A 23,425-nucleotide genomic window follows, 5' to 3' on the forward strand; every position below is an offset into this window, starting at 1 on the left:
CGCTCCCGCAGCCCCGAAAGATCATCGCGTCCAACGGCCACGGTCCTCGCAACTCCCACAGATCGCGGGTGTTGCGAGGACCGTTAGAACCCAAGGAGCGCGGAGCCCCGGGGGGCCTTTCCCGTTGTCAGGCGCGGCGGCAGTCGGGGCACAGCCCCTTGAAGACGATGTCGGCGCCGATCATGTCCCAGTTCTCCAGCCCCTCTCCGGGAGCGACCGGCGCCTCGTGGTCGACGTTCTCGACGCGCCCGCAGCCGGTGCAGAGCGCATGCTGGTGCGGTGGCCCGGACAGCTCGAACACGGCGGGCCAGCCGGGGCGGTCGAATTTGGTGACCAGGCCGGTTTCCAGGAAGTGCCGCAGCATGTCGTAGACGGCCTGGGAAGTGAGTGTGCCGAGGCGTTCGCGGGCGGTGGCGGTCAGGGCCTCGACGTCGAGATGCCCACCGGCCGCCAGCACCTGCAACACCTCCAGGCGCGGCCCCGTCACGCGCAGGCCCACATCGCGCAGCCGCTGAATCGCCGCCTCACGCTCGCTCGCCACTGCTTCGCGTGCCATCTCCCCGCCGCCTGATCGGACCAAAGGTTTGGTTGCATCGTACCTCTTGTCCGATCCCGCGGCTGTCCGGAGCAGGCAGATGCTCGCCGGGGGAGCGGGCGCCCGGGGTCAGTCGAGCCAGCCGAGACGCGTGGCGCGCACGCCGGCCTCGAAGCGGCTGGACGCGCCCAGTTCCTGCATCAGCTCGGAGATCATCCTGCTGACGGTCCGCAGGGAGACGCCGAGATTGCGTGCGACCTTCTCGTCCTTCATGCCGGAGGCCAGCATGCGCAGGGCGGCGCGCTGCTGTTCGGTGAGGCCGTCCCCGCCCCGGGCCGGCTGTCCCTGCTCGCCGTACGGCGTCGCGGTGTGCCAGCAGTGCTCGAACAGCGTGAGGTAGGAGCGGACCAGAGCGGAGCCGCGGGCCAGGATGGCGCCTGCCGAACTGTCCTCGGGGTTGGCCGGAAGCAGCGCGAACTGCTCGTCCGCGATGATCATGTTCATCGGCACGACGGGCGAGAGGCGCACCTGGACGCCCAGTTCGGCCTTGCTCCGCAAGTGGTCGGCGTCCTCCGGTACCACGGTGAGGCGCTGACTGAAGATGGACCGGACCTGGACGCCGTTCTTGATCTGGCGGCGGTCGCGGTCGAGTGCCCGCTCGGGGATCTCCCGGCCGCGCGCTATCGGGTGCATCGAGGAGAGGCTGTGCTGCACGGTGCAGGTGATGTCCTCGAGCACCTGTTGTATTCGCCGGTAGTCGCGCAGGATCTCGACCTCCACGCCGGCGGTCTGGGCCAGGGTCTCGACGCGGAGGAAGTTGCCGGCCAGCGTCTTCAGGGTGTGGTGTGCCCGGTCGGCCTGCTCCAGATGGTTGCGCAGCCGGGTACGCTCCCGCTCCAGCAGCCTGAGCAGGGCGATCTCCGGTGTGATGACGGTGACGGCGTCGCTCTCCGCCTCCGACGCCTTGCCCGCGTCGAGGTCCAGGCGGTTGTCGTGCAGTCGTCCGGTCGGGACGATGAGGCCGAGGCCGAGCAGTTCGTCGCGACATCGGTCGCGTTCGTCGTCGGATAAGCCCATCTCGGACACGGCTCCCTGGAACGACGACGCTCCCTGGGCCCGGAGTTCCTGGTACAGGGCGAGAGCCAGGTCAGTGGATTGGGTTCCGGTTCTGCCACCGCTGTTGACCACCGCGAACTGCCCCCCTTGTGATGCTCCGAGTCGCCCCGGTCACACCTTGTCACAAGCGGCGGTCAGGATCTCCGATCCTGTTTAGTAATGTGACACGCGTCACTTCGCGGTGCGGCACACCAGGAGGACGCTCCTGGTCCGCTCGTCCAGCCACTGCTCCCGCTCGTCGGCGACCCGCAGTCCCGCCGCGTGCAGCTCCTCGTAGAGGTCGCCCTGACGCACGATCCACTTGTCGGTGGAGGCGATCGACCGGCGGATCCGGGTCTTGTCCGAGCGCTCGACGAAGTAGGTGATGCGCTCGCTCGAGGCGGCGGTGTCGAAGGCCTGCCTGGCCACGACCCACTCGGTGACCCCGTCGAACCGCGGCACCTCGAAAGCCCAGGTGCGGTAGGGGTCCCGGGCCAGACCCGCGGGATCGTGCGCGGTGTAGTCCAGGGCGAGCGCGCCGTCCGAGGCGAGGTGGGCGGCGATCTCCCGGAGCACCGCCGGACGGGCGGGCGGCGGCACCGCGGCGACCATCGTGCCGGCCAGGAGGGCGAGCCGGTAGCGCCGGCGCAGGCGCAGCCGGGCCAGATCCGTCCGGGTGACGGTGATCCGGTTCCGCACGTGCGGACCGATGCGCTCGGCCCAGTCGAGCAACCGGTCCAGGCTGCGCGCGTCCCGGTCCACCGCCTCGACGGCGAAGCCGTGGCGGGCGAAGGGAACGGCGAGCCGCCCGGTGCCCGAGCCCAGGTCCAGCACCGGGCCGCCGGTGCTCCTGGCCAGGGCCAGGTACTCGACGATGTCACCGCTGAACGGCCCCAGCAACGCGTCGTGCAGCCACATCTGGTCGTCGTCCAGGGCGGAGACCGACTCGAGCCCGGGAAGCCGGGCGGACGCCGCCGGGGAGAAGGTGGTCACCCGGGACGGCGGGAGGGGGTCGGACGTCCGCGTGGCCGGCGTGCCGGTCTGTGTGTGCATCGCTCCTCCAGGTGGGTCGACCGGTCCCTGCCGTCGGGCGGGCTCCGTGCCGCCGGAGCCGAGCCGCGCCACCATCGTGTCCGGGAGCCCGCCGGACGAGCCAGCTCTCCGGGATGCGCGTTCACGCCAACGCGTGGGTACGCCACGGTCCCAGGCGCCGGGCCGGTGCGGCCGGCGTGAGCCGGGGCCGGCGACGCGGGACGTGCCGTCCCTCAGATGTCGCGGGTCAGCCGGCGCTCCGAGCCCTTGAACCCGTGGGCGTTGTAGAAGGGCAGGGCGGGGTCGGCGTCGCACGGCAGGGTCACCGACTGCCGCTCGGCGGCGTGCGCGCGCATGCGCTCGGTGACCGCGGCGAGCAGCGCGCTCCCGATGCCGTCACGACGGAAGAGCGGGGCGGCGCACAGTGCGTACACCTCGCCCTCGCCGGCCCCGGGCACGCCCCCGGCCGCGGCGCCGACCACCCGGCCTCCGGCGTTGGTGACGACCAGCCAGCCCAGCCAGCTCGGCGCGCCGCCGGGAATCCCTATTTCGGCGCCGATGCGACTGAGTGAGCAGTTCGTTCCGACCATGTGCTCGACCGCGTTCGCCTCGAGCCTCCCGGTGTAGCTCTCGCGTATCACGGCGGCGAGCAGTTGGGATATCGCGGCCGCGTCGGCGGCCACGGCCGGCCGTACTTCCACCGTGTGCATCAGGCCTTACCTCTCAGAAGGGGTTCATCCCGCCCGGTGGCCCCACAGTAGCGGGGGAGCACGTACCCGGACCTGCGAACGCCCGGGCGCGTGGCGCTCCGGTCAGCCGTCGAGGCCCGGCACGGAGCAGCAGGCGACCATGGGTACGAACAGAGCGGTGACGACGACGAGCGAGACGAGGACCGTGCGCAGCCTCGGCCGGCCCAGGACGCACGGGGTGAGGATGCGCTGTACCCGTACCACCGCCGAGGGGCCGCCCGCCGCGAAGGCCGAATGAGGAGCCTGTCCGGCGGCCACCGTGTACATCGCGGTGGCCAGGGCCTGGGGGGAGCACCGGCGCAGTGCCCGGTCGTCGGCCGCCATCTCCAGCAGCAGCGGCACCTCGGTACCGAGCCGACGGGCCAGCGGAACGCCGCGGAACACGGCCGAGAAGGCCCCCGTCGCGGCCACCAGCAGGTGGTGCCGTCCCGTGATGTGCGCCCGCTCGTGCTCCAGCGCCGCGGCCAGTTGCCGCTCGGTGAGGACCTCCAGGGCGCCGGAACTGACGACCACCTGGGGCGCGCGTCCGGGCAGGCAGTACACGGTCGGCACGTCGAGCGGCAGAACGGTGGCGCGCAACTCGGGTCTCCTGCTGCCCACCAGACGCAGCACCCGGGCGTGCCGTGTGCGGCGGCGCCGGCCGTGCAGCAGCCGGTGGACGAGCGCCCCGACGAAGGCGGCGGGTACGGCCGCGGCCGCGCCCAGGTCCACCCAGGCCCGGGCGCTCAGGTTCTCCAGCGACCGCCAGAGCAGGGGAACGGAGGAGACGTCGCCGGACAGGACGCAGATCTGGGCCAGATCGGCCAGCCGGTGGCTGGCGGCCACCGGGAGGAGCAGTTGCAGGACCGTGAGCGAGACGGAAGCGGTGAACGCGAGGGCCAGCACGCTCCACACCGCGACCGCGAGTCGCGGGGCCCGGTGTGCCCAGGGGCTCCGGGGGAGGACGCCGGGCAGCAGCACTCCGGTGGCGAACCCCAGGGTCAGCGGCGGCACCACGTGGTGGACGCGAAGTAGTTCGTGGCCGAGGCGGTACAGGACCTCGGTCACCCGGGCGTCCCCGGCCCGTCGGCGTCGTCGCACATGTATCCCGCCGCGCGCAGGGCCGCCGCCAGCGCGGACACGTCCTCCGGCGACATGTGCTCCACGAAGCGCTGCAGCGCGCCCTGCCGGTTGTCGGTGCGGCCGAGCGCGTCCTGCATCAGGCCGGCGGTGTACTCCTCCCGGCTCCGCCGGGGCTCGTAGAGCCAGGCGCGCCCGGTCTTCTCGCGCCGCAGCAGCCCCTTGCGGTGAAGTATGTCCGCGACGGTCATCACGGTCGTGTAGGCGACGGGCCGCGTTCTGTTGATGTCGTCGACGATCTCCCGGACCGTCGCAGGGCGGCACCAGCGCCAGAGCCGGTCCATGATTTCGGCTTCCAGGTCACCGAGCCGTCGCACCACTCCCCCTTTTCCCTCGTCGCCGAGGCCCTGACATCGTAAGGCAGGTCCACGTCACAAAGGAGTCCAACATACCCCTACCGGGTATGTTGGACCCATGCTCTCATTCACCAGGGAAATCACTGCCGGAGCGCCCGGGAGCGCGTGCGTCAAGGTCTGCGGTGCCGGTCCGGGCGGGGCCGAGCTGGTGCTGCTCCGCCAGGTGCTGGGCGTGTGTCTGCGGCTCAGCATGCGGATCAGCGCCGACTGTCCGTCCCGCGCGGGGAGTTGAGCCGAGGGGAGTCGAACACGGCACCGGGCCCGGGCGGAGGATCCGCCCGGGCCCGGAAGTCGACGGCTCACGCCCGTACCAGTCGGGCGATGGCCTGGGACGCCTCGCTCACCTTGGTGCGGGCCTGCTCGCCGCCCTGTGCGATGGCGTCGGTGACGCAGCAGTTGAGATGCTCGTCCAGGAGTGCCAGGGCGCAGGACTGCAACGCGGCGTTGGTGGCGGCGACCTGGGTGAGTACGTCGATGCAGTAGCTGTCCTCCTCGACCATGCGCTGCAGCCCGCGCACCTGTCCCTCGATCCGGCGCAGTCTTCTGACGATGCTGTCCCGCTGGGTCTGGTATCCGGTCACGGCGGCCTCCGTCTCCTCGTCGGTCGGGCGGCTCAGCGGTCGGCCGGCTGGAAGCCGCGCAGCCGCAGGCTGTTGCCGACGACGAAGACCGAGGAGAAGGCCATGGCCGCGCCCGCGATCATCGGGTTGAGCAGGCCGGAGGCGGCCAGGGGCAGCGCGGCGACGTTGTAGGCGAAGGCCCAGAAGAGGTTGGACCTGATGGTGCCGAGCGTCTTGCGGGACAGGCGGATGGCGTCCGCCGCGACCCTCAGGTCGCCGCGCACCAGCGTGAGGTCGCCGGCCTCGATGGCGGCGTCCGTGCCCGTGCCCATCGCCAGGCCGAGGTCGGCCTGGGCCAGCGCCGCGGCGTCGTTGACGCCGTCGCCCACCATCGCGACCGAACGTCCTTCGCCCTGGAGGCGCTTGACGACGTCCACCTTGTCCTGCGGCATGACCTCGGCGATCACGTGCTCGGCGGCGATGCCGACCTCGGCGGCGACCGACTCCGCGACCGCCTTGTTGTCGCCGGTCAGCAGGATGGGCGTCAGGCCCAGGGCCCGCAGCCGCTTGATGGCCTCCGGGCTGGTCTCCTTGACGGCGTCGGCGACCTCCAGGACCGCGCGGGCCGCACCGTCCCAGGCGACGGCGATCGCGGTCCGACCGGCCGCCTCGGCCTCGGCCTTGGCGCGCGCCAGTTCCGCGGGCAGGGTGATCGCCCACTCGGCCAGCAGCTGCTCGCGGCCGACGAGGACCGCGTGCCCGTCGACGACACCCTGGACACCGAGGCCGGCGACGTTCGCGAAGTCCTCCGGCGCGGGCAGCGCGCCCACCCGGGCGGCGGCGCCGGCGGCGACCGCCTGGGCGATGGGGTGCTCGGAGGAGTGCTCCAGCGCGCCCGCCAGCCGCAGCACGTCCTCCTCGCCCGTGCCCGCGGCGGTGTGCACGGCGAGCAGGGTCATCCGGCCGGTGGTGACGGTGCCGGTCTTGTCCAGGACGATGGTGTCGACCTTGCGGGTGGACTCCAGTACCTCCGGGCCCTTGATGAGGATGCCGAGCTGCGCGCCCCGCCCGGTGCCGACCATCAGCGCGGTCGGGGTGGCCAGGCCCAGGGCGCAGGGGCAGGCGATGATCAGGACGGCCACCGCGGCGGTGAAGGCGGCGGTCAGACCGGCGCCGTTGCCGAGCCAGAAACCCAGGGTGGCCAGCGCCAGCCCGATCACGACCGGGACGAAGACACCGGAGATCCTGTCGGCGAGCCGCTGTGCCGCGGCCTTGCCGTTCTGGGCGTCCTCCACCATCTTGGCCATCCGGGCCAGCTGGGTGTCGGAGCCCACCCGGGTCGCCTCGACGACCAGTCGGCCGCCGGCGTTGAGGGTGGCGCCGGTGACCCCGTCCCCGTGGCCGACCTCGACCGGCACCGACTCGCCGGTGAGCATGGAGGCGTCCACGGCGGACGAACCCTCGACCACGGTGCCGTCGGTGGCGATCTTCTCGCCCGGCCGGACCAGGAAGCGGTCGCCCACCTTCAGCTCGCCGACCGGGATGAGCTCCTCGCGGCCGCCGCGCAGGACGGTGACCTCCTTGGCGCCCAGCTCCAGCAGGGCCTTCAGGGCCGCTCCCGCCCGGCGCTTGGAGCGTGCCTCGAAGTACCGCCCGGCCAGGATGAAGGCGGTGACACCGGCCGCGGCCTCCAGGTAGATGTTCCCGGCGCCGTCGGTGCGGGCGATGGTGAGCTCGAAGGGGTGCGTCATGCCGGGCGTGCCGGCCGTGCCGAGGAAGAGCGCCCACAGCGACCAGAGGAAGGCGGCCGAGGTGCCGACCGAGATCAGGGTGTCCATGGTGGCGGCGCCGTGCCGGGCGTTGGTCCAGGCGGCCCGGTGGAAGGGCCAGGCCGCGTACGTCACCACGGGCGCCGTCAGCGTCAGCGAGAGCCACTGCCAGTAGTCGAACTGGAGGGCCGGGACCATCGCCAGCACGATCACCGGAACGGCGAGCAGCACGGCGGCGGTCAACCGCTGGCGCAGCGGGCGCAGTTCGTCGTCGTCCCGGGGCTCGGCGCTCTCGCCGGCGCCGCCGGCGGGGCGTGCCGGCTCGGGCTCGCGCGCGGTGTAGCCGGTGGCCTCGACCGTGGCGATCAGCTCCGCGACGGTGACGTCCTCGCGGAAGTTGACCTTCGCCTTCTCGGTGGCGTAGTTGACGGTGGCCTCGACACCGTCCATGCGGTTGAGCTTCTTCTCGATCCGGGCGGCGCACGAGGCGCAGGTCATGCCGCCGATGGCGAGTTCGACCTCGGCGGCGCCGGGTGTGGTGGTGGTCATGTCCGCTCCTCGGAGCTCACGAACGCGAAACGCGGGAGAACAACGGGCAGGGGGCGGCCCGGTCGCGGGCGGCCCCGCCCGGGGCGTGGGTCAGGCGGCGACGCGGCCGGCGAAGTCGTAGCCGGCCTCGTCGACGGCCTCGGCGACCAGGGCGTCGAGGGCCGCGTCGGGTTCGGCGGCGGTGGTCACGGTGACCAGGCCGGTGCCGATCTCGACCTCGACCCCCGTCACCCCCTCCACCGCGCCGACCACCCTGGTGACGACGCCCTGGCAGTGGGCGCTGCCGACGCCGCCGACCCGGTAGGTGGTCGTGGCCCCCGCCGTGCGGGGGCGGCTGTCGTCGGTGGTGCGGTAGTCCGACACGGAAACCTCCGGATCACTTCCTGGTCGATACCCCTGGGGGGTACCCGTTCGAGTTCCATGTATACCCCCCTACCGTATTCCGCGCAAGATCCGGCCCCGCTTGACTTGGTACCCCCGGGGGGTATGTTGGTCTCGGGTCGCACGGAGGACGAGCGGCCATGACACGAGGAGTCAGCCATGCACACCGGTCTGCGAATCGGCATCTTCGCCACCGCGCTCGCCGCGACCTTCGGTGCCGCGTACGGCGTGGGCAACGCGGTCGACGCCATCTCGCCGGAGGGGAAGGGCGGCGTCCACGCGGGCCACGGCGGCCAGGAAGCCGCCGGGCAGGAGGAACACGCCGGCGGTCACCAGGCGACGCCGCCGGGCGGACTGGAGATCTCCAGGGACGGGTACACGCTCGACCTGAAGACCCCTCGCGTCGCCGCCGGGGCGAGGACGGACCTGCGCTTCGCCGTGGTCAAGGACGCGACCGGCCGCAACGTCACCGCCTACAAGCGCGAGCACGACAAGGAACTGCACTTGATCGTCGCCTCCCGCGACCTGACCGTCTTCCGCCACCTGCACCCGGTCCGGGCCGCCGACGGCACCTGGTCCACCCCCGTGGACCTGCCCGCGGCCGGCGGCTACCGGGTGTTCGCCGACTTCACGACGGCAAGCGGCGAGGCGCTCACCCTCGGCGCCGACCTCGCCGCCTCCGGCGCCTACCGGCCGACCGCGTTGCCCGAGGCCGGCTCCACCGCCGAGGTCGACGGCTACCAGGTGGCGCTCGACGGCGAACTGACCCCCGGCAGGGCCGGCGAGCTGACCCTGACCGTGACCCGGAACGGCCGTCCGGTACGGAACCTCCAGCCCTACCTCGGCGCCTACGGCCACCTCGTCGCCCTGCGCTCCGGCGACCTCGCCTACCTGCACGTCCACCCGAACGGCGAGCCGGGCGACGGCAAGACCGCGTCGGGCCCGGGGATCTCCTTCACGGCGACCGCCCCGACCCCCGGCGACTACCGCCTGTTCCTCGACTTCAAGCACGAGGGGAAGGTCCGCACGGCGGCCTTCACCGTCCACGCCCGCGCCGCGGCCGACGCCTCCGGCGAGACCACGCGGACCGAGCCCGCCGACGGGGAAGCGGAACACGCGCACTGAGGCCCCCGGTCGCGATGCGCGACGTTCCCGCCGTGTCCGGGTCGGGCCCGGCCGCCGGGCCGTGCGGCACGGACGGCGGTGCGGGCAGGGGGCGGGCGGGGCCGGGCGCGCGGCGGCTGCCGGTTCCCGTGCGCCGTGCCACGTACGGTGGGAGGCATGGCCCCTCCGCTTCCGGGTCCGCTGGAGCACCTGGCACCCCTGCTCGGCCACTACGGCTACTGGGCCGTCGGTGGCGTCGTCCTCGTGGAGGACTTCGGCATCCCGGCCCCCGGCGAGACGATTCTGATCGCGGCGGGCGTGTACGCCGGGGCGGGGGAGCTGAACGTCGTGGCCGTGGGGGTGATCGCGTTCGTCGCCGCGGTCGTCGGGGACAACATCGGATACCTCATCGGCCGTTTCGGCGGACGCGCCTTCGTCCACCGCTGGGGAAAGTACGTCTTCCTGACGCCCGAGCGGTTCGAGAAGGCCGAGCGGTTCTTCGGCCGGCACGGCGGCAAGGTCGTCACGGTGGCCCGTTTCGTCGAGGGGCTGCGCCAGGCCAACGGCATCATCGCCGGCACCAGCGGCATGCACTGGCTGAGGTTCCTGGCCTTCAACGCGCTCGGCGCGGCGCTGTGGGTGGGGCTGTGGGTGACGCTGGCCTACTTCGCGGGCAGCCACATCGGCGCCGTCTACGACACGATCGGCCGCTACGAGGTGTACGTGTTCGCCGGGATCGGCGTCCTCGCCGCCGCGCTGATCGCCCGGCACCTGCTGCGACGCAGGCGCCGCCAGGAGTCCTGATCCGCCGGGCGGGGGACCGGCCGACCGGACTCCGCTCCGGTCACCTCGTCAGCTGCCCGGAGGTCCGGAGGTCCGGAGGTCCGCCGGCCGCCGCGCAGCCCGCCCGACGGCGGGGTGTGCGCCGGGCGGTCCGATCACTCCGTACGATGGCCCCATGACGTCCGGCGCCCGCACCCGCTCCGCGGCGAAGGGTGCCCGCTGGACGCTGCTCGTCCTGGCGGTGCTCGCCGGGGTGCTGGCCATGCACGCGCTGTCGCCCGGCGGAATGCCCTCGTCGGGCGAACACGGCGCCATGACGCCCCTGGCCATGGCCGAGGGGCACGCCGGCACCGCCACGCAGCGCTCCGTGCCCGCGCATCGGGACATGCCCTCCGCGCATCGGGACATGCCCTCCGCGCACCGGGCGGCGTCGGCGCGCCAGGCCCCGGCGTCCCCCGACCGGGCGGCGCCGCCGAGTCCGGCCGCGTCGACCGGGCACCGTGGGGCGCCGGCGCACCGGGTCGCACCCGCGCACAGGGCCGACGGCGTCTGCCGCCACCTGGCCGGCGCGGACTCCGGCGGCACGGCGATGTCGCACACGGGCGGCACCTGCGCGGCGGCCGGCACGGCCACGGCCTACGTGCCGCCCGCCCTGCTGCCCGCGCCGGACCTGCCCGCACCGGCCCCGACGGCCGCCCGCACCGGCGCCGCCACCGGGAACGTCGACGGCCGGGCCCCACCCGACCTGGCCGAACTGCAGCTCCTGCGGATCTAGAGGCGCCCGCACGACGCCCCGCCTCGGGGTGGCGTGCTCCGCTCCCGTTCCTCGATCCGCCGTTCCCGCGTGCCCGTACGCGGGTCTTCCAAGGAGCTCCACCCATGGCAATCCGCCGTTCCCTCCTCCGCCGTACCGCCGCCCTCGCCGCGGCGGCGACCGCCGCACTGGTGCTGACCGCCTGCGGCGGCGACAGCGACTCCGGGTCCTCGGGCCACTCCGAGCACGGCAAGGGGGCCACCGCCGACGCCTCCGCGTCCGCCCCGTCCGCCGGCCACTCGGCAGGGCAGGACGGACACAACGCGCAGGACGTCACGTTCGCGCAGCAGATGATCCCGCACCACCGGCAGGCCGTCGCGATGGCCGACCTGGCTCCCACCCGGGCCAGGTCCCAGCAGGTCAAGGACCTCGCCGCGAGCATCAGGAAGGCTCAGGACCCGGAGATCGACACCATGACCGGCTGGCTGCGGGCCTGGGGCGCGACCGTCCCCGAGGCCGACGCCTCCGGGATGGGCGACATGCCGGGCATGGACCACTCCGGCTCGGGGCACTCCGGCTCGTCGATGCCCGGCATGATGTCGGACTCCGACATGGGCGAGCTGGAGAAGCTGTCCGGTGCCGCCTTCGACCAGGCGTTCCTCCGCATGATGATCGGCCACCACCAGGGCGCGGTCGACATGGCACGGACCGAGCAGGCCAAGGGCGTCTACGGTCCGGCCACCACGCTGGCGAAGTCGATCATCACCTCGCAGTCGGCCGAGATCGCCGGGATGAGGAAGTCGCTCGGCGAGCGGTAGGTCCGCTTCCCGCCTCCGTCATGACCCCTCCGGGGCGGCCGCACGACCGGGCCGCCCCGGAGGCAACCGGAACAGCACGGCATGGGAATACCCCTCGGGGGTATGTTGTTGTCGCTCGCTGAAGGCTTGTCGGCAGGGGAGAGTGACCATGACACACCCGGCGCACCACCACGCACACCACCACGCCCCGGCGGGCTCCTCCTGGCGCATGGCCGCGCAGGCCACGCTGCACTGCCTGACCGGCTGCGCCATCGGCGAGGTGCTCGGCATGGTCGTCGGAACCGCCGCCGGGCTGCACAACGCGGCGACCGTCGTCGTCTCGATCGCGCTGGCCTTCGTCTTCGGCTACGCGCTGACCATGCGCGGCGTCCTGCGCGCCGGGCTCCCGGTACGGCAGGCGCTCAAGGTCGCCCTCGCCGCCGACACGGTGTCCATCGCGGTGATGGAACTGATCGACAACACCGTCATGGTGGGCGTTCCCGGCGCCATGGACGCGGGCCTCTCGGACGCGCTGTTCTGGGTCTCGCTGGTCCTCTCCCTTGCGCTGGCGTTCGTGCTGACCACCCCGGTCAACCGGTGGATGATCGGCCGGGGCAAGGGTCACGCGGTGGTGCACGCCTACCACTGACCGGACACCCCCGCGCCGCCGGCCCCGCCGGAGGGTGTCGGGGGTCACGGGTAGCGGCGGTCGTCCGGGCGCGTCGGGTCGTTCACCGGTCCGGTGCCCGGTCGGCCGTAGCTGTGCGCCGCCCGGTGGCTGTGCCGGCGGTGGTTGGCGGCGCCGGCCATGAGGGTCAGACCCAGGCAGAAGATCAGGGCGAGAGCCAGCCCGGCGCTGAAGAGCGCGAGCGGACTCATGGTGGCGATGTGGTTGCCGAGCATCGACACCGAGTAGTCGGGCCCGCCGGTCAGGTTGCCGATGATGGCCAGGACCACGAACGCCACGGTGGCCGCGAGGAGGAGCAGGCCGATGAGCAGCATGGGAGTCATCTCCTCAGGAAGTGCCGTCACCCGGCGGGTACCCGCATCCCGCCGGGTCAACGGCGGGCCCCGCGCCCGCGTCCCCGGCAGGTGCGGCGCCGTCCCGGTCGGGGTACCCGGCGCGACGCAGAGCGGTGAACGGCACCGCAGGACCTGACGAAGGGAGGCGTCATGGCTCAGCACGTACGCGACATCATGACCAGCCGACTGGTGACGGTGGAGCCGCAGACGTCGGTGACGGCCGTGGCCCAGCGGATGCGCGACGAGGACATCGGCATCGTCCTGGTGACCGAGGGCGACGAGCTGCGCGGCCTGGTCAGCGACCGGGACCTGGTGATCCGTTCGCTGGCGGAGGGCGGCGACCAGGAGCAGCGGACCGTGGCCTCCGCCTGCAGCGGCGACATCTTCACCGTGACCCCGGACGAGGACGTCGACCAGGCGGTGCGGCTGATGCGCGAACACTCCGTCCGCCGGATCCCGGTCATCGACCACGGTCATCCCGTGGGCATCGTCTCCCTCGGTGACCTGGCCGTCGAGCGGGACCCGGGCTCCGCGCTCGGGGACATCAGTTCGGCCGAACCCAACCAGTAGGGCCGCGACGCGGGACCACCGGGGGCGTCCGGGCGGGCGCCCCCGGCCGTGTCCGGGGTCAGGAAGCCAGCACCCCGGCCAGGGAGCCCAGCGCCGAACGGAGTTCCGTCTCGGTCACGGTCAGCGGCGGCGCCAGCCGGATCGTGGAGCCGTGGGTGTCCTTGACCAGGATGCCCTCCCGCATCAGGCGCTCGCTGATCTCCCGGCCGGTGCCGATGGCCGGGTCCACGTCGACGCCCGCCCACAGACCACGTGAGCGGAAGCCCACCACACCCCGCCCGACCAGATCCGTCAGCCCCTCGCGCAGGACCGCGCCCAGCTCGGCGGCCCGGCGCTGGAACTCGCCCGTCTCCAGCAGCTCGACCACCGCCGTGCCGACCGCCGCGGCCAGCGGGTTGCCGCCGAAGGTCGACCCGTGCTCGCCCGGCCGCAGCACGCCGAGCACCTCCCGGCTGCCCACGACCGCGGACACCGGCACGATGCCGCCGCCCAGCGCCTTGCCGAGGAGCACGACGTCCGGCACCACGCCCTCGTGCTCGACGGCGAGCGTGCGCCCGGTGCGGCCGAGCCCCGACTGGATCTCGTCGGCGACGAACAGGCAGCCGGCCCGGCGGGTCAGCTCACGCACTCCGGCGAGGTAGCCGTCGTCCGGGACGATCACGCCCGCCTCGCCCTGGATCGGCTCGATCAGCACGGCGGCCGTCGTCTCGTCGACCGCCGCGTCGAGGGCCGCCAGGTCGTTGTACGGGACGATCCGGAAGCCGGGGGTGAACGGCCCGAATCCCGACCGCGCCGTCTCGTCGGTCGAGAAGCCGACGATCGTCGTCGTACGGCCGTGGAAGTTGTCCGCCGCGACCACGATGGTGGCCCGGTCGGCGGGCACCCCCTTGACCTCGTAGGCCCACTTGCGGGCGACCTTGATGCCGCTCTCCACCGCCTCGGCGCCGGTGTTCATGGGCAGCACCATGTCCTGGCCGGTCAGCGCGGCCAGCCGCTCGGCGAACCCGGCGAGCCGGTCGTTGTGGAAGGCCCGCGAGGTGAGGGTGAGCAGGTCGAGCTGGCGGTGCGCCGCCTCGACCAGCGCCGGGTGGCGGTGGCCGAAGTTCAGCGCCGAGTAGCCGGCCAGCATGTCGAGGTAGCGGCGGCCCTCCACGTCCTCCACCCAGGCGCCCTCGGCGCGGGCGACGACCACGGGAAGCGGGTGGTAGTTGTGCGCGAGCACCGGCTCCTCGGCGCGGATCAGCTCGTCGGAGGTGCGGGTGCGAGCGGGTGCGGTCATGAGCGGATCTCCTGGGTGCAGCACTTGATGCCGCCGCCCGCCTTGTGGAACTCGGACAGGTCGACGGGAACGGGCAGGTAACCGAGGCGGGCGAGCTGTTCGACGAGGGCGCTCGCGCCGGGGGAGACGAAGACGTGCCGGCCGTCGGAGACGGAGTTGAGGCCGAAGGCCCTCGCGTCCTCGCGGGTGGCGAGCACCGCGTCCGGGTAGAGCCGGGCGAGCACCTCGCGGCTGCCCGGCGAGAACGCCTCGGGGTAGTACGCGATGTTCTCCTCGTCGAGGACGAACAGCGCCGTGTCCAGGTGGTAGAAGTACGGGTCCACCAGGGTCAGGCCGATCACCGGGAGGCCCAGGAACTCCTGCGCCTCGCGATGGGCCTCCGGGGTGGTGCGGAAGCCGGTGCCGGCGAGCAGCCAGCGGCCGGCGTGCACGAAGTCGCCCTCGCCCTCGCACACCGACTCCGGGCGGTGGACGTCGAAGCCGGCCGACTTGAACCAGGTGTCGTACGGCACGGACTCCGGGCGCCGCTCGGGCGCCTTGAACAGGGAACCGAAGACGCGCCCGCCGGCCACGACGGCCGCGTTCGCGGCGAAGACCATGTCCGGCAGGCCGGGCACGGGTTCCACGGTCTCCACGGTGTGACCGTGGGCACGGTAGGCGTCGGTCAGCGCCTGCCACTGGGCCTGGGCGAGTCCGGCGTCCACGGGACGGTCCGGGCGCATCCAGGGGTTGATCGCGTACTGCACGGCGAAGTGTCTGGGTTCGCAGACCAGGAAGCGCCGCCGGCGCGGCACACGGGTTTCGGGCACAGAGGGGTTCCTCCGCTTCCAAAGGTGTCGACTGAGGGTTGACACCAAGGTAGGAAGCGTCCAATACGGACGACAAGGAAGAAGGGCTGCGTGTCCGAGCAGGAACGCTGCGTCTTCACGAGCCGTCGCGCACGAGTACTGCGTCACTCGGGGGCGGCATGACTGGCCCCCGCCTCCGGGCTCTCCGGCAGCAGGTGGGAGAGCACCATCACGCTGATCGTCTTCCGGATGAACGGCTCCGTGCGGATCCGCTCCAGCACCTCCTCGAAGTGCTCCACGTCCCGAGCCCGCACGTGCAGCAGCGCGTCCGCGCCGCCGGTCACGGTCATCGCCGCCGTGATCTCCGGATGGTTGCGCACCACCTCCGCCAGCCGCCGGGGCGGCGCCGCCCCCTCGCAGTACACCTCGACGTACGCCTCCGTGCGCCAGCCCAGCGCCGACGGCTTCACCGTGGCCGTGAACCCGGTGATCACACCCGTCTCACGCAGCCGGTCCACCCGCCGCTTGACGGCCGTCGCCGACAGCCCGACGGCCGCGCCGATCTCGGCGAAGCTGGTGCGGGCGTTCGCCATCAGGGCGGTGAGGATCTTCCGGTCGAGGTCGTCGAACGGCGTGGGCCTGCTGTTCATGCCGGCACTGTATCCAGCGACGGCGTCCCCGCCCGGGACATGTCCAGGCACGGCTTTCGCCCCTACACTCCACGTTCATGCTGCGCGCCCTCGCCGTCGACGACGAACGCCCCTCGCTCGAGGAACTGCTCTACCTGCTGAACGCCGACCCGCGCATCGCCGGCGCGGAAGGGGCCGGCGACGCCACCGAGGCGCTGCGCCGCATCAACCGGGCGCTGGCGTCCGGCCCGGACGGACCCGACGCCGTCGACGTGGTCTTCCTCGACATCCACATGCCCGGCCTGGACGGCCTGGACCTCGCCCGGCTGCTCACCGGGTTCGCCCGGCCGCCGCTGATCGTGTTCGTCACCGCCCACGAGGACTTCGCCGTACAGGCCTTCGACCTCAAGGCCGTCGACTACGTGCTCAAACCCGTCCGCAAGGAACGTTTGGCCGAAGCGGTCCGCCGCGCCGCCCAACTGAGCGACACCACCCCCCGGATCCCCGTCAGCGAACCCGACCCGGACCACCTGCCCGTCGAACTCGGCAAAGTGACGCGCTTCGTCGCCGTCGACGACATCACCCATGTCGAGGCCCAGGGAGACTACGCCCGCCTGCACACCGGCAAGGGCAGCCACCTCGTCCGCATCCCGCTGTCCACGCTGGAGGAACGCTGGCGCGCCCGCGGCTTCGTCCGCATCCACCGCCGGCACCTGGTCGCGCTGCGCCACATCGGCGAACTGCGCCTGGACGCCGGTTCGGTGAGCGTCCTGATCGGCGCCGAGGAACTCCAGGTCAGCCGCCGCCACGCGCGCGAGCTGCGGGAGCTGCTGATGCGCCGGACCGCGCGCTAGGGGGACGTACGCCATGCCGCAGGACGCCACCGAACGCCGGGTCGTCGTCACCGGTCCGCCGCGCCGCACCCGCCGTGCCCCGGGCCACTACCGCCCGCGCACCGAGATCGACGAGCAGACCACCCTCGGCCACACCTACGTCCGCTCCCTGATGCGCAGCCAACTGCGCGCCGCGCTCATGGCGTTCGCGGCGCTCGTGCTGCTCGTCGGCCCGCTGCCGCTGGTGTTCGCCGCCGCCCCCGAGGCCCGCCGCCTGAAGTGGGCGGTCCTCGGCTTCTGCCTCTACGCACCCCTCGTGCTGCTCGCCCGCTGGTACGTGCGCCGCGCCGAGCGCAACGAACGCGACTTCGTCCGGCTCGTCGAGGACCGCTGAGGCCGAGGGCCCGTGAATTCCGCCTACACCGTCCCCGCCGTCGCCCTCGTCGTCGTCGCCACCGTCCTCGTCGGCGCGTTCGGCCTGCGCATATCCCGTACGACATCGGACTTCTACGTCGCCTCGCGCACCGTCGGCCCACGCCTGAACGCGGCCGCCATCAGCGGCGAGTACCTCTCCGCCGCCTCGTTCCTGGGCATCGCCGGCCTGGTCCTCCTCCAGGGCCCGGACATGCTGTGGTACCCGGTCGGCTACACGGCCGGCCATCTGGTCCTGCTGCTGTTCGTCGCCGCCCCGCTGCGCCGCTCCGGCGCCTACACCCTGCCCGACTTCGCCGAGGCCCGGCTCGCCTCCCAGGGCGTGCGGCGGCTCGCGGGCGCCTTCGTCGTCGGGGTCGGCTGGCTCTACCTGCTGCCGCAGCTCCAGGGCGCGGGGCTGACCCTGGCCGTGCTCACCGGGGCCCCCGCCGCGCTCGGCGGCGTCATCGTCGCCGTCGTCGTCGTGGCCACGGTCGCCGCGGGCGGCATGCGCAGCATCACCTTCGTACAGGCCTTCCAGTACTGGCTGAAACTGACCGCCCTGCTGGTCCCCGTCCTCTTCCTCGTCCTCGCCTGGCAGGGCGACGGCGCCCCCCGTCACGCCTTCGACGAACCGGCCGCCTTCCGCGAGCAGCGCACCGTCCGCGTCGACGCCACTCTCGACCTGCTGCTGGACAGCCCGCTCACCGTCACCGTCAGCGGCACCGTCGACGGCCGCGCCCACCACGGCCGGCCGGTGACCCTGACCGCCGGACCCCACCACGTCGAACGCGGCACCCGTCTCACCTTCGCCCCGGGCGCCGCCGTGCCCGGGACCGACCGCGGCAGCACCGGAGGCATGTCCACCTCGCTCGCCGCGGGCCCGGAGAAGCGCCCGCTGTACGCCACGTACGGGCTCATCCTCGCCACCTTCCTGGGCACCATGGGGCTGCCGCACGTCGTCGTCCGCTTCTACACCAGCCCGCACGGCGTCGCCGCGCGCCGCACGACGGTCGCGGTGCTCGGCCTCATCGGCGCCTTCTACCTGCTGCCGCCGGTCTACGGCGCCCTCGGCCGGCTCTACGCCCCGGAGCTGACCCTCACCGGCAACGCGGACGCCGCCGTCCTGCTGCTGCCCGACCGCCTGATCGGCGGCCCGGCCGGCGACCTGCTGGGGGCGCTGGTCGCCGGCGGCGCGTTCGCCGCGTTCCTGTCGACCGCCTCCGGGCTGACCATGGCGGTGGCCGGGGTGCTCACCCAGGACGTGCTGCCCGCACGCGGTGCGCTGCCCGCACGCGGGGTACGGAACTTCCGGCTGGGCACGGTACTCGCCATGGCCGTGCCACTGGCCGCCAGCGTCCTGGTCGGCTCCCTTCCGGTCGCCGACGCGGTCGGACTCGCCTTCGCCGTGTCCGCCTCCTCCTTCTGCCCGCTGCTCGTCCTCGGCATCTGGTGGCGGCGGCTCACCCCGCCCGGCGCCGCCGCCGGAATGCTGGTGGGCGGCGGCGCGGCGCTCGTCGCCGTCGCCGTGACCATGGCCGGCCTCGCCGAGACCGGCCCGCCGCACGCGCTGCTCGCCTGGCCCGCCCTGTGGTCGGTGCCGCTGGGCTTCCTCACCATGGTGCTGGTGTCCCTGGCCACACCCGGCCGGGTGCCGGCCGGGACGGCGGCCGTCCTGGCCCGGTTTCACCTGCCCGAGCAACTGCGGGCGGAGGTGAAGGCGTGAGCGGCTTCCTCGCCGGGCTGTGCGTGGCCGTCCTGCCGCTGCTGGCCGCCGGGTTCTGGCTCGGCCGGCGCACCGCCCGCACGCCCAGCCTCGGCGGCCTCGGCACCCCCGTCGAGCACGCCACCTTCCGGACCCTGCACACCGCCTCGCTGGCCGCGCCGCCGCTGCGGGCCGGGCTGACCGAGGAGACCGCCCGCAAGTCGGCCCGCCGGCTGCGCTCCCTGCTCGGCACCGACGCGCTCTGCCTCACCGACGACCAGCGGGTCCTGGCCTGGGACGGCGTCGGCGCCCACCACCGCGACGAGATCATGGAACGCCTCGCCGGGCCCCTGGAGACCGGCCGCGGCGAGGCGTTCCGGCTGACCTGCGAGATCCCGGACTGCCCGGTGCGCTGGGCCGTCGTCGCCCCGCTCACCGTCGACGACAGCGTGCACGGCGCCCTCGTCGCCTGCGCACCCCGCGAGTCCGCCGTCCTGGTCCGCGCCGCGGCCGAGGTCGCCCGGTTCGTCTCGGTCCAGCTCGAACTCGCCGACCTCGACCGGTCCCGCACCCGGCTCATCGAGGCCGAGATCAAGGCCCTGCGCGCCCAGATCTCCCCGCACTTCGTCTTCAACTCGCTGGCGGTGATCGCCTCGTTCGTCCGCACCGACCCCGAGCGCGCCCGCGAGCTGCTGCTGGAGTTCGCCGACTTCACCCGCTACTCGTTCCGCCGGCACGGCGACTTCACCACGCTGGCCGACGAACTCCACGCCATCGAGCACTACCTGTCGCTGGTGCGGGCCCGCTTCGGCGACCGCCTCGCCGTGACGCTGCAGATCGCCCCCGAGGTCCTGCCGGTCGCCCTGCCCTTCCTGTGCCTGCAACCGCTGGTGGAGAACGCCGTCAAGCACGGACTGGAGGGCAAGGCCGGCACCTGCCGCATCCGGATCACCGCGCAGGACGCGGGAGCCGAGGCGCTGGTCGTCATCGAGGACGACGGCGCCGGCATGGACCCGGGCCTGCTGCGCCGCATCCTGGCGGGCGAGGGCAGCCCCTCCGGCGGCATCGGGCTGTCCAACGTCGACGACCGGCTCCGCCAGGTCTACGGCGACGACCACGGCCTCGTCATCGAGACCGCCCTGGGCGCGGGCATGCGGATCACCGCCCGGCTGCCCAAGTACCAGCCGGGCGTGCACTCCTCGGGGCGGCTTCGCCCCCTGCCGGGGGACTGAGCCTCAACCGCCGCGGGTGACCACCATGCCCACGGTGATCAGCCCCAGCGTCACCCAGCCGAACCACAGCCATCCGTTGGCGCCGAGCGCGACCGAGTAGGCCGACACCATCACCAGGGCGCCGACGGTCAGCACCCCCATCGCTCTCGTGGCACCATCCGTCGAACCGGGCATCGCGACACCCTCCTCAGGTCCGTTTCCCCTCCATGGTGCCCCCGTTTCCCGGTCCGGGCGGCGGCGGTGCGGGAAAAGGACCGCGGCGGCGGTCAGTTGCCGCGGGCGTTGAGCGAGGCCAGATAGGCGTTGTAGGCCGCGAGCTCCTTGTCCCCGTCCCGGTCCGCGGCCCGGTCCTTGCGCTTGGCCTGCCGCTGCTCCGAGCGGTACCACTGGAACAGCAGGGCGAGCAGCACCAGGACGGACGGGACCTCGCTGAACGCCCAGGCGATGCCGCCCGCCGCGCTCTGGTCGGACAGGGCGTCGATGCCGAGGGAGGCGGGCGGGTGCTGGAAGGTCTCCACCATGGGCGTGGACCCCATCATCAGCGCGATGCCGAAGAAGGCGTGGAACGGCATGCCCGCGAACAGCTCCAGCATCCGCATCAGGTAGCCCGGCCGGTGCGGCCCCGGGTCGACGCCCATGATCGGCCAGAAGAACGCCAGGCCCACCGCGAGGAAGTGCACCATCATCGCGATGTGTCCCGCCCTCGACCCCATCAGGAAGTCGAAGAGCGGGGTGAAGTACAGCGCGTACAGGCTGGCGATGAACAGCGGGATGGTGAACGCCGCATGCGTGATGACCCGGACGTAGCGGCTGTGCAGCAGGGCCAGCAGCAGCTCGCGCGGCCCCTTGCGGCCCCGGCCCGCCACCGGCAGCGCGCGCAGCGCCAGGGTGATCGGGGCGCCGAGCAGGACCAGGATCGGCGACAGCATGCTGATGACCATGTGCTGCACCATGTGCACGCTGAACATGACCATGCCGTAGTCGTTCAGCTTGGTGCACATCATCAGCAGTACGGTCAGAACGCCGACGACGTACGCGACGGTGCGGCCCACCGGCCAGGCGTCGCCGCGCCGCCGCAGCCGCACCACGCCCCAGCCGTAGAGCCCGAGGCCCAGCAGGCAGGCGACGAGGAAGAACGGGTCCGTGGACCACTCGAGGCCGCGTCCCAGCGTGAACGGCGGCAGATCCATGGTCATGCCGTGCCCGCTGTGATCCATCCGCCGGCTCCTGGTTCGTGGGGGTTGTGCGCTGTCCGACCACAGCTGTGCGTGTCCGCAGCCGTATGTCCCAGCTGTCTGTCCGCACCCAGAGTAGAGCCGCCCCCGGTCGCGTCCGCGACCGGGGGCGGCTCGTGCCGGGACGTGTTCTACAACACGCACTCCGCCTCGGCGTACCGTTCCGAGGGCACCGTCTTGAGGGTCTCCACGGCCTCGGCCAGCGACACCGTCACGATGTCGGTGCCGCGCAGCGCGGTCATCCGGCCGAACTCCCCGCGGTGCACCGCCTCCACGGCGTGCCAGCCGAACCGGGTCGCCAGCACCCTGTCGTACGCGGTGGGGGTGCCGCCGCGCTGGACGTGACCGAGGATGACCGGCCGGGCCTCCTTGCCCAGGCGCTGCTCCAGCTCCAGGGAGAGCTGCCGGGCGATGCCGGCGAACCGCTCGTGGCCGTAGACGTCCTTGCCGCCCTCGTCGAAGTCCATGGTGCCCGGCAGCGGCTTGGCGCCCTCCGCGGCGACGACGATCGCGAACCGCTTGCCGGCCTCGAAGCGCGCGCCGACCTTCTTCGCCAGCTGCTCGATGTCGAAGGGCCGTTCGGGGACGACGACGGCGTGGGCGCCGGCGGCCATGCCGGACTGCAACGCGATCCAGCCGGTGTGGCGGCCCATGACCTCCACGATCAGCACGCGCTGGTGCGACTCCGCGGTGGTCTTCAGGCGGTCCAGGGCCTCGGTGGCGACGGTCACGGCGGTGTCGAAGCCGAAGGTGACATCGGTCACGGCGATGTCGTTGTCGATGGTCTTCGGCACACCGACGATGGGCAGTCCGTTGTCCGACAGCAGCCGCGCCGCCTTGAGCGTGCCCTCGCCGCCGATCGGGATGATCGCGTCCAGACCGAGCTCCCGCACGTGCCCCCTGGCCCGCTCCACACCGTCCCGCAGGTGCTCGGGACGGACCCGGGAGGAGCCGAGGATGGTGCCGCCGCTGGCCAGGATGCCGCTGACCGCGTCGAGGTCGAGCTTGAGGTAGTCGCACTCCAGGAGGCCCTTCCAGCCGTCCCGGAAGCCGATGACCTCGTCGCCGTGGTCGACGACGGCACGGTGGACGACGGACCGGATGACGGCGTTCAGGCCGGGGCAGTCGCCGCCGGACGTGAGGACACCAATGCGCATAGCCCGAACAACCTTCTCCACGTGGGCACGGGACCGGACCGCGCTGTCCGGCTCGATCCCCGCCACCCTAGCGGCAGCAGGGGGGCCCGCCGAAGCGTGCGTCCGCCTGCTGGACGGGGCCGCTCACCTGTGCGGACGGCCCGACAGACGGGCTGGTTGCGCCGTGCTGACGGGCCGGTGTACACACGCTCGCGCGCCGCGGGGACGGCTGTACCGTCCCCGCGGCGCGGGCCACCGTTCCGCGATGCCTACGCGGGCTGCTGCGCGGCCGAGATGCGCTCGTCGCGCAGGGCCTCGTACCAGTGGTCGTCGATCGGCGGCAGCGCGTTGACGTCGAGCGCCAGCTTCAGCAGCAGGTCCGCGATCTGCGGGTTGCGGGCCAGCACGGGCCCGTGCATGTACGTGCCGAAGACGGTGTCGTTGTACGCGCCCTCTGTGCCGTCGCCCGTGCCGTTGCCCTTGCCGATCCGCACCTGGGCGAGCGGGCGGGCGGTGGGGCCGAGGTGGGTGACGCCCTGGTGGTTCTCGAACCCGGTCAGCGGGGGCAGGCCGAGCCGTGGGTCGATGTCGCCCAGCACGTCGCCGACGCACCGCTCGCCCTCGCCGCGCACCGACACCACGTCGAGCAGGCCCAGGCCCGGCTCACGCTGACCGAGGTCGTTGACGAACTCGTGGCCGAGGATCTGGTAGCCGGCGCAGACGGAGAAGACGATGGCGCCGTTCTGCACCGCCTGGTAGAGGTGCCCGTCCCGGCGCAGCCGCTCCGCCGCCAGCCGCTGCGGCCGGTCCTCGCCGCCGCCGATCAGGTAGATGTCGCCGGAGGTCGGGATCGGCTGGTCGCTGCGCACGTCGAGCCGGGCCACGTCCAGGCCGCGCTGCCGGGCCCGGCGCTCCACGACGAGCGCGTTGCCCTGGTCGCCGTAGGTGCTCAGCAGGTCCGGGTAGATCCACACCAGCCGCAGTTGGTTGTCGCTCATGAA

Annotated in this window: 28 protein-coding genes; 11 read left to right on the plus strand and 17 right to left on the minus strand. The window is 72.9% G+C overall.

Going from position 1 to position 23,425, the window contains the following annotated elements:
- Positions 1–127: 127 nt before the first annotated feature.
- From ACF061_RS29655 to ACF061_RS29680, 6 genes are all read right to left on the minus strand, one after another.
- On the minus strand, positions 128–556 hold the full coding sequence (locus ACF061_RS29655; RefSeq protein ID WP_392270069.1) for a Fur family transcriptional regulator: 429 nt from the start codon (positions 554–556) through the stop codon (positions 128–130).
- Between the two features lie 108 nt (positions 557–664).
- Positions 665–1,612, minus strand: a complete 948-nt coding sequence (locus tag ACF061_RS29660; protein ID WP_392270070.1) for a LuxR C-terminal-related transcriptional regulator — start codon at positions 1,610–1,612, stop codon at positions 665–667.
- A gap of 210 nt (positions 1,613–1,822) precedes the next feature.
- A complete protein-coding gene (locus ACF061_RS29665) occupies positions 1,823–2,683 on the minus strand; it encodes a class I SAM-dependent methyltransferase (protein WP_392270071.1) in 861 nt (286 codons plus the stop codon).
- A 212-nt stretch (positions 2,684–2,895) separates the two neighbouring features.
- Positions 2,896–3,372 carry a GNAT family N-acetyltransferase gene (locus tag ACF061_RS29670; protein ID WP_392270072.1) on the minus strand — a complete coding sequence of 159 codons (477 nt, stop codon included), beginning with the start codon at positions 3,370–3,372 and terminating at the stop codon, positions 2,896–2,898.
- Between the two features lie 102 nt (positions 3,373–3,474).
- Positions 3,475–4,458, minus strand: coding sequence for a M56 family metallopeptidase (locus ACF061_RS29675; RefSeq protein WP_392270073.1), 984 nt, complete (start codon positions 4,456–4,458; stop codon positions 3,475–3,477).
- Positions 4,455–4,847 (minus strand): BlaI/MecI/CopY family transcriptional regulator, encoded by a 393-nt coding sequence (locus tag ACF061_RS29680; protein WP_392270074.1) that lies wholly within the window; start codon positions 4,845–4,847, stop codon positions 4,455–4,457. The genes ACF061_RS29675 and ACF061_RS29680 overlap by 4 nt, the downstream gene beginning before the upstream one ends.
- Before the next feature lie 97 nt (positions 4,848–4,944).
- On the opposite strand from ACF061_RS29680, the gene ACF061_RS29685 reads away from it, so the two are divergent.
- On the plus strand, positions 4,945–5,118 hold the full coding sequence (locus tag ACF061_RS29685; protein ID WP_392270075.1) for a hypothetical protein: 174 nt from the start codon (positions 4,945–4,947) through the stop codon (positions 5,116–5,118).
- Between the two features lie 67 nt (positions 5,119–5,185).
- Here the strand turns inward: ACF061_RS29685 and ACF061_RS29690 are convergent, their stop codons facing one another.
- The 3 genes from ACF061_RS29690 to ACF061_RS29700 all read right to left on the minus strand — a co-directional run bounded on the left by ACF061_RS29690 (position 5,186) and on the right by ACF061_RS29700 (position 8,127).
- On the minus strand, positions 5,186–5,467 hold the full coding sequence (locus tag ACF061_RS29690; protein ID WP_392270076.1) for a metal-sensitive transcriptional regulator: 282 nt from the start codon (positions 5,465–5,467) through the stop codon (positions 5,186–5,188).
- Positions 5,468–5,499: 32 nt separating this feature from the next.
- Entirely contained in the window at positions 5,500–7,764 is a 2,265-nt protein-coding gene (locus ACF061_RS29695; protein ID WP_392270077.1) for a heavy metal translocating P-type ATPase, read from the minus strand.
- Positions 7,765–7,854: 90 nt separating this feature from the next.
- A complete protein-coding gene (locus ACF061_RS29700) occupies positions 7,855–8,127 on the minus strand; it encodes a heavy-metal-associated domain-containing protein (protein WP_392270078.1) in 273 nt (90 codons plus the stop codon).
- 177 nt (positions 8,128–8,304) lie between these two features.
- Here ACF061_RS29700 and ACF061_RS29705 point away from each other — a divergent pair, with 177 nt between their 5' ends.
- The 5 genes from ACF061_RS29705 (at position 8,305) to ACF061_RS29725 (ending at position 12,232) form a co-directional block, all read left to right on the plus strand.
- Positions 8,305–9,270: a hypothetical protein gene (locus tag ACF061_RS29705; protein ID WP_392270079.1), complete on the plus strand. Its 966-nt coding sequence runs from the start codon at positions 8,305–8,307 to the stop codon at positions 9,268–9,270.
- Between the two features lie 156 nt (positions 9,271–9,426).
- Positions 9,427–10,053, plus strand: a complete 627-nt coding sequence (locus ACF061_RS29710; RefSeq protein ID WP_392270080.1) for a DedA family protein — start codon at positions 9,427–9,429, stop codon at positions 10,051–10,053.
- 154 nt (positions 10,054–10,207) lie between these two features.
- Entirely contained in the window at positions 10,208–10,807 is a 600-nt protein-coding gene (locus tag ACF061_RS29715) for a DUF6153 family protein (protein WP_392270081.1), read from the plus strand.
- A gap of 104 nt (positions 10,808–10,911) precedes the next feature.
- Entirely contained in the window at positions 10,912–11,604 is a 693-nt protein-coding gene (locus ACF061_RS29720) for a DUF305 domain-containing protein (protein WP_392270082.1), read from the plus strand.
- A 148-nt stretch (positions 11,605–11,752) separates the two neighbouring features.
- Complete coding sequence (locus ACF061_RS29725; RefSeq protein WP_392270083.1) at positions 11,753–12,232, plus strand: DUF4396 domain-containing protein; 480 nt, start codon at positions 11,753–11,755, stop codon at positions 12,230–12,232.
- A gap of 44 nt (positions 12,233–12,276) precedes the next feature.
- Here ACF061_RS29725 and ACF061_RS29730 read toward each other — a convergent pair whose 3' ends face one another.
- Positions 12,277–12,585: a hypothetical protein gene (locus tag ACF061_RS29730; protein ID WP_392270084.1), complete on the minus strand. Its 309-nt coding sequence runs from the start codon at positions 12,583–12,585 to the stop codon at positions 12,277–12,279.
- Positions 12,586–12,756: 171 nt separating this feature from the next.
- On the opposite strand from ACF061_RS29730, the gene ACF061_RS29735 reads away from it, so the two are divergent.
- Positions 12,757–13,176, plus strand: coding sequence for a CBS domain-containing protein (locus ACF061_RS29735; RefSeq protein ID WP_392270085.1), 420 nt, complete (start codon positions 12,757–12,759; stop codon positions 13,174–13,176).
- A gap of 58 nt (positions 13,177–13,234) precedes the next feature.
- Here the strand turns inward: ACF061_RS29735 and rocD are convergent, their stop codons facing one another.
- From rocD to ACF061_RS29750, 3 genes are all read right to left on the minus strand, one after another.
- Positions 13,235–14,455, minus strand: coding sequence for an ornithine--oxo-acid transaminase (gene rocD / locus ACF061_RS29740; protein WP_392270086.1), 1,221 nt, complete (start codon positions 14,453–14,455; stop codon positions 13,235–13,237).
- The gene (gene ddaH / locus ACF061_RS29745) at positions 14,452–15,264 is read right to left on the minus strand and encodes a dimethylargininase (protein ID WP_392270087.1); all 813 of its coding nucleotides are present in this window, start codon (positions 15,262–15,264) and stop codon (positions 14,452–14,454) included. The genes rocD and ddaH overlap by 4 nt, the downstream gene beginning before the upstream one ends.
- Positions 15,265–15,407: 143 nt before the next feature.
- A complete protein-coding gene (locus ACF061_RS29750; protein ID WP_392270088.1) occupies positions 15,408–15,893 on the minus strand; it encodes an Lrp/AsnC family transcriptional regulator in 486 nt (161 codons plus the stop codon).
- A gap of 77 nt (positions 15,894–15,970) precedes the next feature.
- Between ACF061_RS29750 and ACF061_RS29755 the strand changes: the two genes are divergently transcribed.
- From ACF061_RS29755 to ACF061_RS29770, 4 genes are read left to right on the plus strand one after another with little or no spacing between them, the layout of a single operon-like run.
- Entirely contained in the window at positions 15,971–16,726 is a 756-nt protein-coding gene (locus ACF061_RS29755) for a LytR/AlgR family response regulator transcription factor (RefSeq protein WP_392270089.1), read from the plus strand.
- Positions 16,727–16,739: 13 nt separating this feature from the next.
- On the plus strand, positions 16,740–17,099 hold the full coding sequence (locus ACF061_RS29760; protein WP_392270090.1) for a hypothetical protein: 360 nt from the start codon (positions 16,740–16,742) through the stop codon (positions 17,097–17,099).
- A gap of 12 nt (positions 17,100–17,111) precedes the next feature.
- Positions 17,112–18,842: a cation acetate symporter gene (locus ACF061_RS29765; protein WP_392270091.1), complete on the plus strand. Its 1,731-nt coding sequence runs from the start codon at positions 17,112–17,114 to the stop codon at positions 18,840–18,842.
- On the plus strand, positions 18,839–20,053 hold the full coding sequence (locus ACF061_RS29770; RefSeq protein WP_392270092.1) for a sensor histidine kinase: 1,215 nt from the start codon (positions 18,839–18,841) through the stop codon (positions 20,051–20,053). The genes ACF061_RS29765 and ACF061_RS29770 overlap by 4 nt, the downstream gene beginning before the upstream one ends.
- A 3-nt stretch (positions 20,054–20,056) precedes the next feature.
- Here ACF061_RS29770 and ACF061_RS29775 read toward each other — a convergent pair whose 3' ends face one another.
- The 4 genes from ACF061_RS29775 to ACF061_RS29790 all read right to left on the minus strand — a co-directional run bounded on the left by ACF061_RS29775 (position 20,057) and on the right by ACF061_RS29790 (position 23,422).
- Positions 20,057–20,227 (minus strand): hypothetical protein, encoded by a 171-nt coding sequence (locus ACF061_RS29775; RefSeq protein WP_392270093.1) that lies wholly within the window; start codon positions 20,225–20,227, stop codon positions 20,057–20,059.
- Positions 20,228–20,319: 92 nt separating this feature from the next.
- Positions 20,320–21,270 (minus strand): cytochrome c oxidase assembly protein, encoded by a 951-nt coding sequence (locus ACF061_RS29780; protein WP_392270094.1) that lies wholly within the window; start codon positions 21,268–21,270, stop codon positions 20,320–20,322.
- A gap of 149 nt (positions 21,271–21,419) precedes the next feature.
- Entirely contained in the window at positions 21,420–22,445 is a 1,026-nt protein-coding gene (locus ACF061_RS29785) for a 6-phosphofructokinase (protein WP_392270095.1), read from the minus strand.
- A gap of 248 nt (positions 22,446–22,693) precedes the next feature.
- A complete protein-coding gene (locus ACF061_RS29790; protein WP_392270096.1) occupies positions 22,694–23,422 on the minus strand; it encodes a type 1 glutamine amidotransferase in 729 nt (242 codons plus the stop codon).
- Positions 23,423–23,425: the final 3 nt, after the last annotated feature.

Origin of the sequence: Streptomyces sp. NPDC015220 (genome assembly GCF_043079345.1) — a bacterium.
Taxonomy (GTDB): Bacteria; Actinomycetota; Actinomycetes; order Streptomycetales; family Streptomycetaceae; genus Streptomyces.

What these genes read in the sequence shown, in the direction of transcription:
- ACF061_RS29735 (WP_392270085.1), top strand. Translation starts at nt 12,757, where the DNA reads ATGGCTCAGCACGTACGCGACATCATGACCAGCCGACTGGTGACGGTG.
- ACF061_RS29780 (WP_392270094.1), bottom strand. Translation starts at nt 21,270, where the DNA reads ATGGATCACAGCGGGCACGGCATGACCATGGATCTGCCGCCGTTCACG.
- ACF061_RS29695 (WP_392270077.1), bottom strand. Translation starts at nt 7,764, where the DNA reads ATGACCACCACCACACCCGGCGCCGCCGAGGTCGAACTCGCCATCGGC.
- ACF061_RS29660 (WP_392270070.1), bottom strand. Translation starts at nt 1,612, where the DNA reads ATGGGCTTATCCGACGACGAACGCGACCGATGTCGCGACGAACTGCTC.
- ACF061_RS29665 (WP_392270071.1), bottom strand. Translation starts at nt 2,683, where the DNA reads ATGCACACACAGACCGGCACGCCGGCCACGCGGACGTCCGACCCCCTC.
- ACF061_RS29720 (WP_392270082.1), top strand. Translation starts at nt 10,912, where the DNA reads ATGGCAATCCGCCGTTCCCTCCTCCGCCGTACCGCCGCCCTCGCCGCG.
- ACF061_RS29725 (WP_392270083.1), top strand. Translation starts at nt 11,753, where the DNA reads ATGACACACCCGGCGCACCACCACGCACACCACCACGCCCCGGCGGGC.
- ACF061_RS29750 (WP_392270088.1), bottom strand. Translation starts at nt 15,893, where the DNA reads ATGAACAGCAGGCCCACGCCGTTCGACGACCTCGACCGGAAGATCCTC.
- ACF061_RS29685 (WP_392270075.1), top strand. Translation starts at nt 4,945, where the DNA reads ATGCTCTCATTCACCAGGGAAATCACTGCCGGAGCGCCCGGGAGCGCG.
- ACF061_RS29715 (WP_392270081.1), top strand. Translation starts at nt 10,208, where the DNA reads ATGACGTCCGGCGCCCGCACCCGCTCCGCGGCGAAGGGTGCCCGCTGG.
- ACF061_RS29785 (WP_392270095.1), bottom strand. Translation starts at nt 22,445, where the DNA reads ATGCGCATTGGTGTCCTCACGTCCGGCGGCGACTGCCCCGGCCTGAAC.
- ACF061_RS29775 (WP_392270093.1), bottom strand. Translation starts at nt 20,227, where the DNA reads ATGCCCGGTTCGACGGATGGTGCCACGAGAGCGATGGGGGTGCTGACC.
- ACF061_RS29670 (WP_392270072.1), bottom strand. Translation starts at nt 3,372, where the DNA reads ATGCACACGGTGGAAGTACGGCCGGCCGTGGCCGCCGACGCGGCCGCG.
- ACF061_RS29755 (WP_392270089.1), top strand. Translation starts at nt 15,971, where the DNA reads ATGCTGCGCGCCCTCGCCGTCGACGACGAACGCCCCTCGCTCGAGGAA.
- ACF061_RS29710 (WP_392270080.1), top strand. Translation starts at nt 9,427, where the DNA reads ATGGCCCCTCCGCTTCCGGGTCCGCTGGAGCACCTGGCACCCCTGCTC.
- rocD (WP_392270086.1), bottom strand. Translation starts at nt 14,455, where the DNA reads ATGACCGCACCCGCTCGCACCCGCACCTCCGACGAGCTGATCCGCGCC.
- ACF061_RS29790 (WP_392270096.1), bottom strand. Translation starts at nt 23,422, where the DNA reads ATGAGCGACAACCAACTGCGGCTGGTGTGGATCTACCCGGACCTGCTG.
- ACF061_RS29730 (WP_392270084.1), bottom strand. Translation starts at nt 12,585, where the DNA reads ATGCTGCTCATCGGCCTGCTCCTCCTCGCGGCCACCGTGGCGTTCGTG.
- ACF061_RS29760 (WP_392270090.1), top strand. Translation starts at nt 16,740, where the DNA reads ATGCCGCAGGACGCCACCGAACGCCGGGTCGTCGTCACCGGTCCGCCG.
- ACF061_RS29655 (WP_392270069.1), bottom strand. Translation starts at nt 556, where the DNA reads ATGGCACGCGAAGCAGTGGCGAGCGAGCGTGAGGCGGCGATTCAGCGG.
- ACF061_RS29705 (WP_392270079.1), top strand. Translation starts at nt 8,305, where the DNA reads ATGCACACCGGTCTGCGAATCGGCATCTTCGCCACCGCGCTCGCCGCG.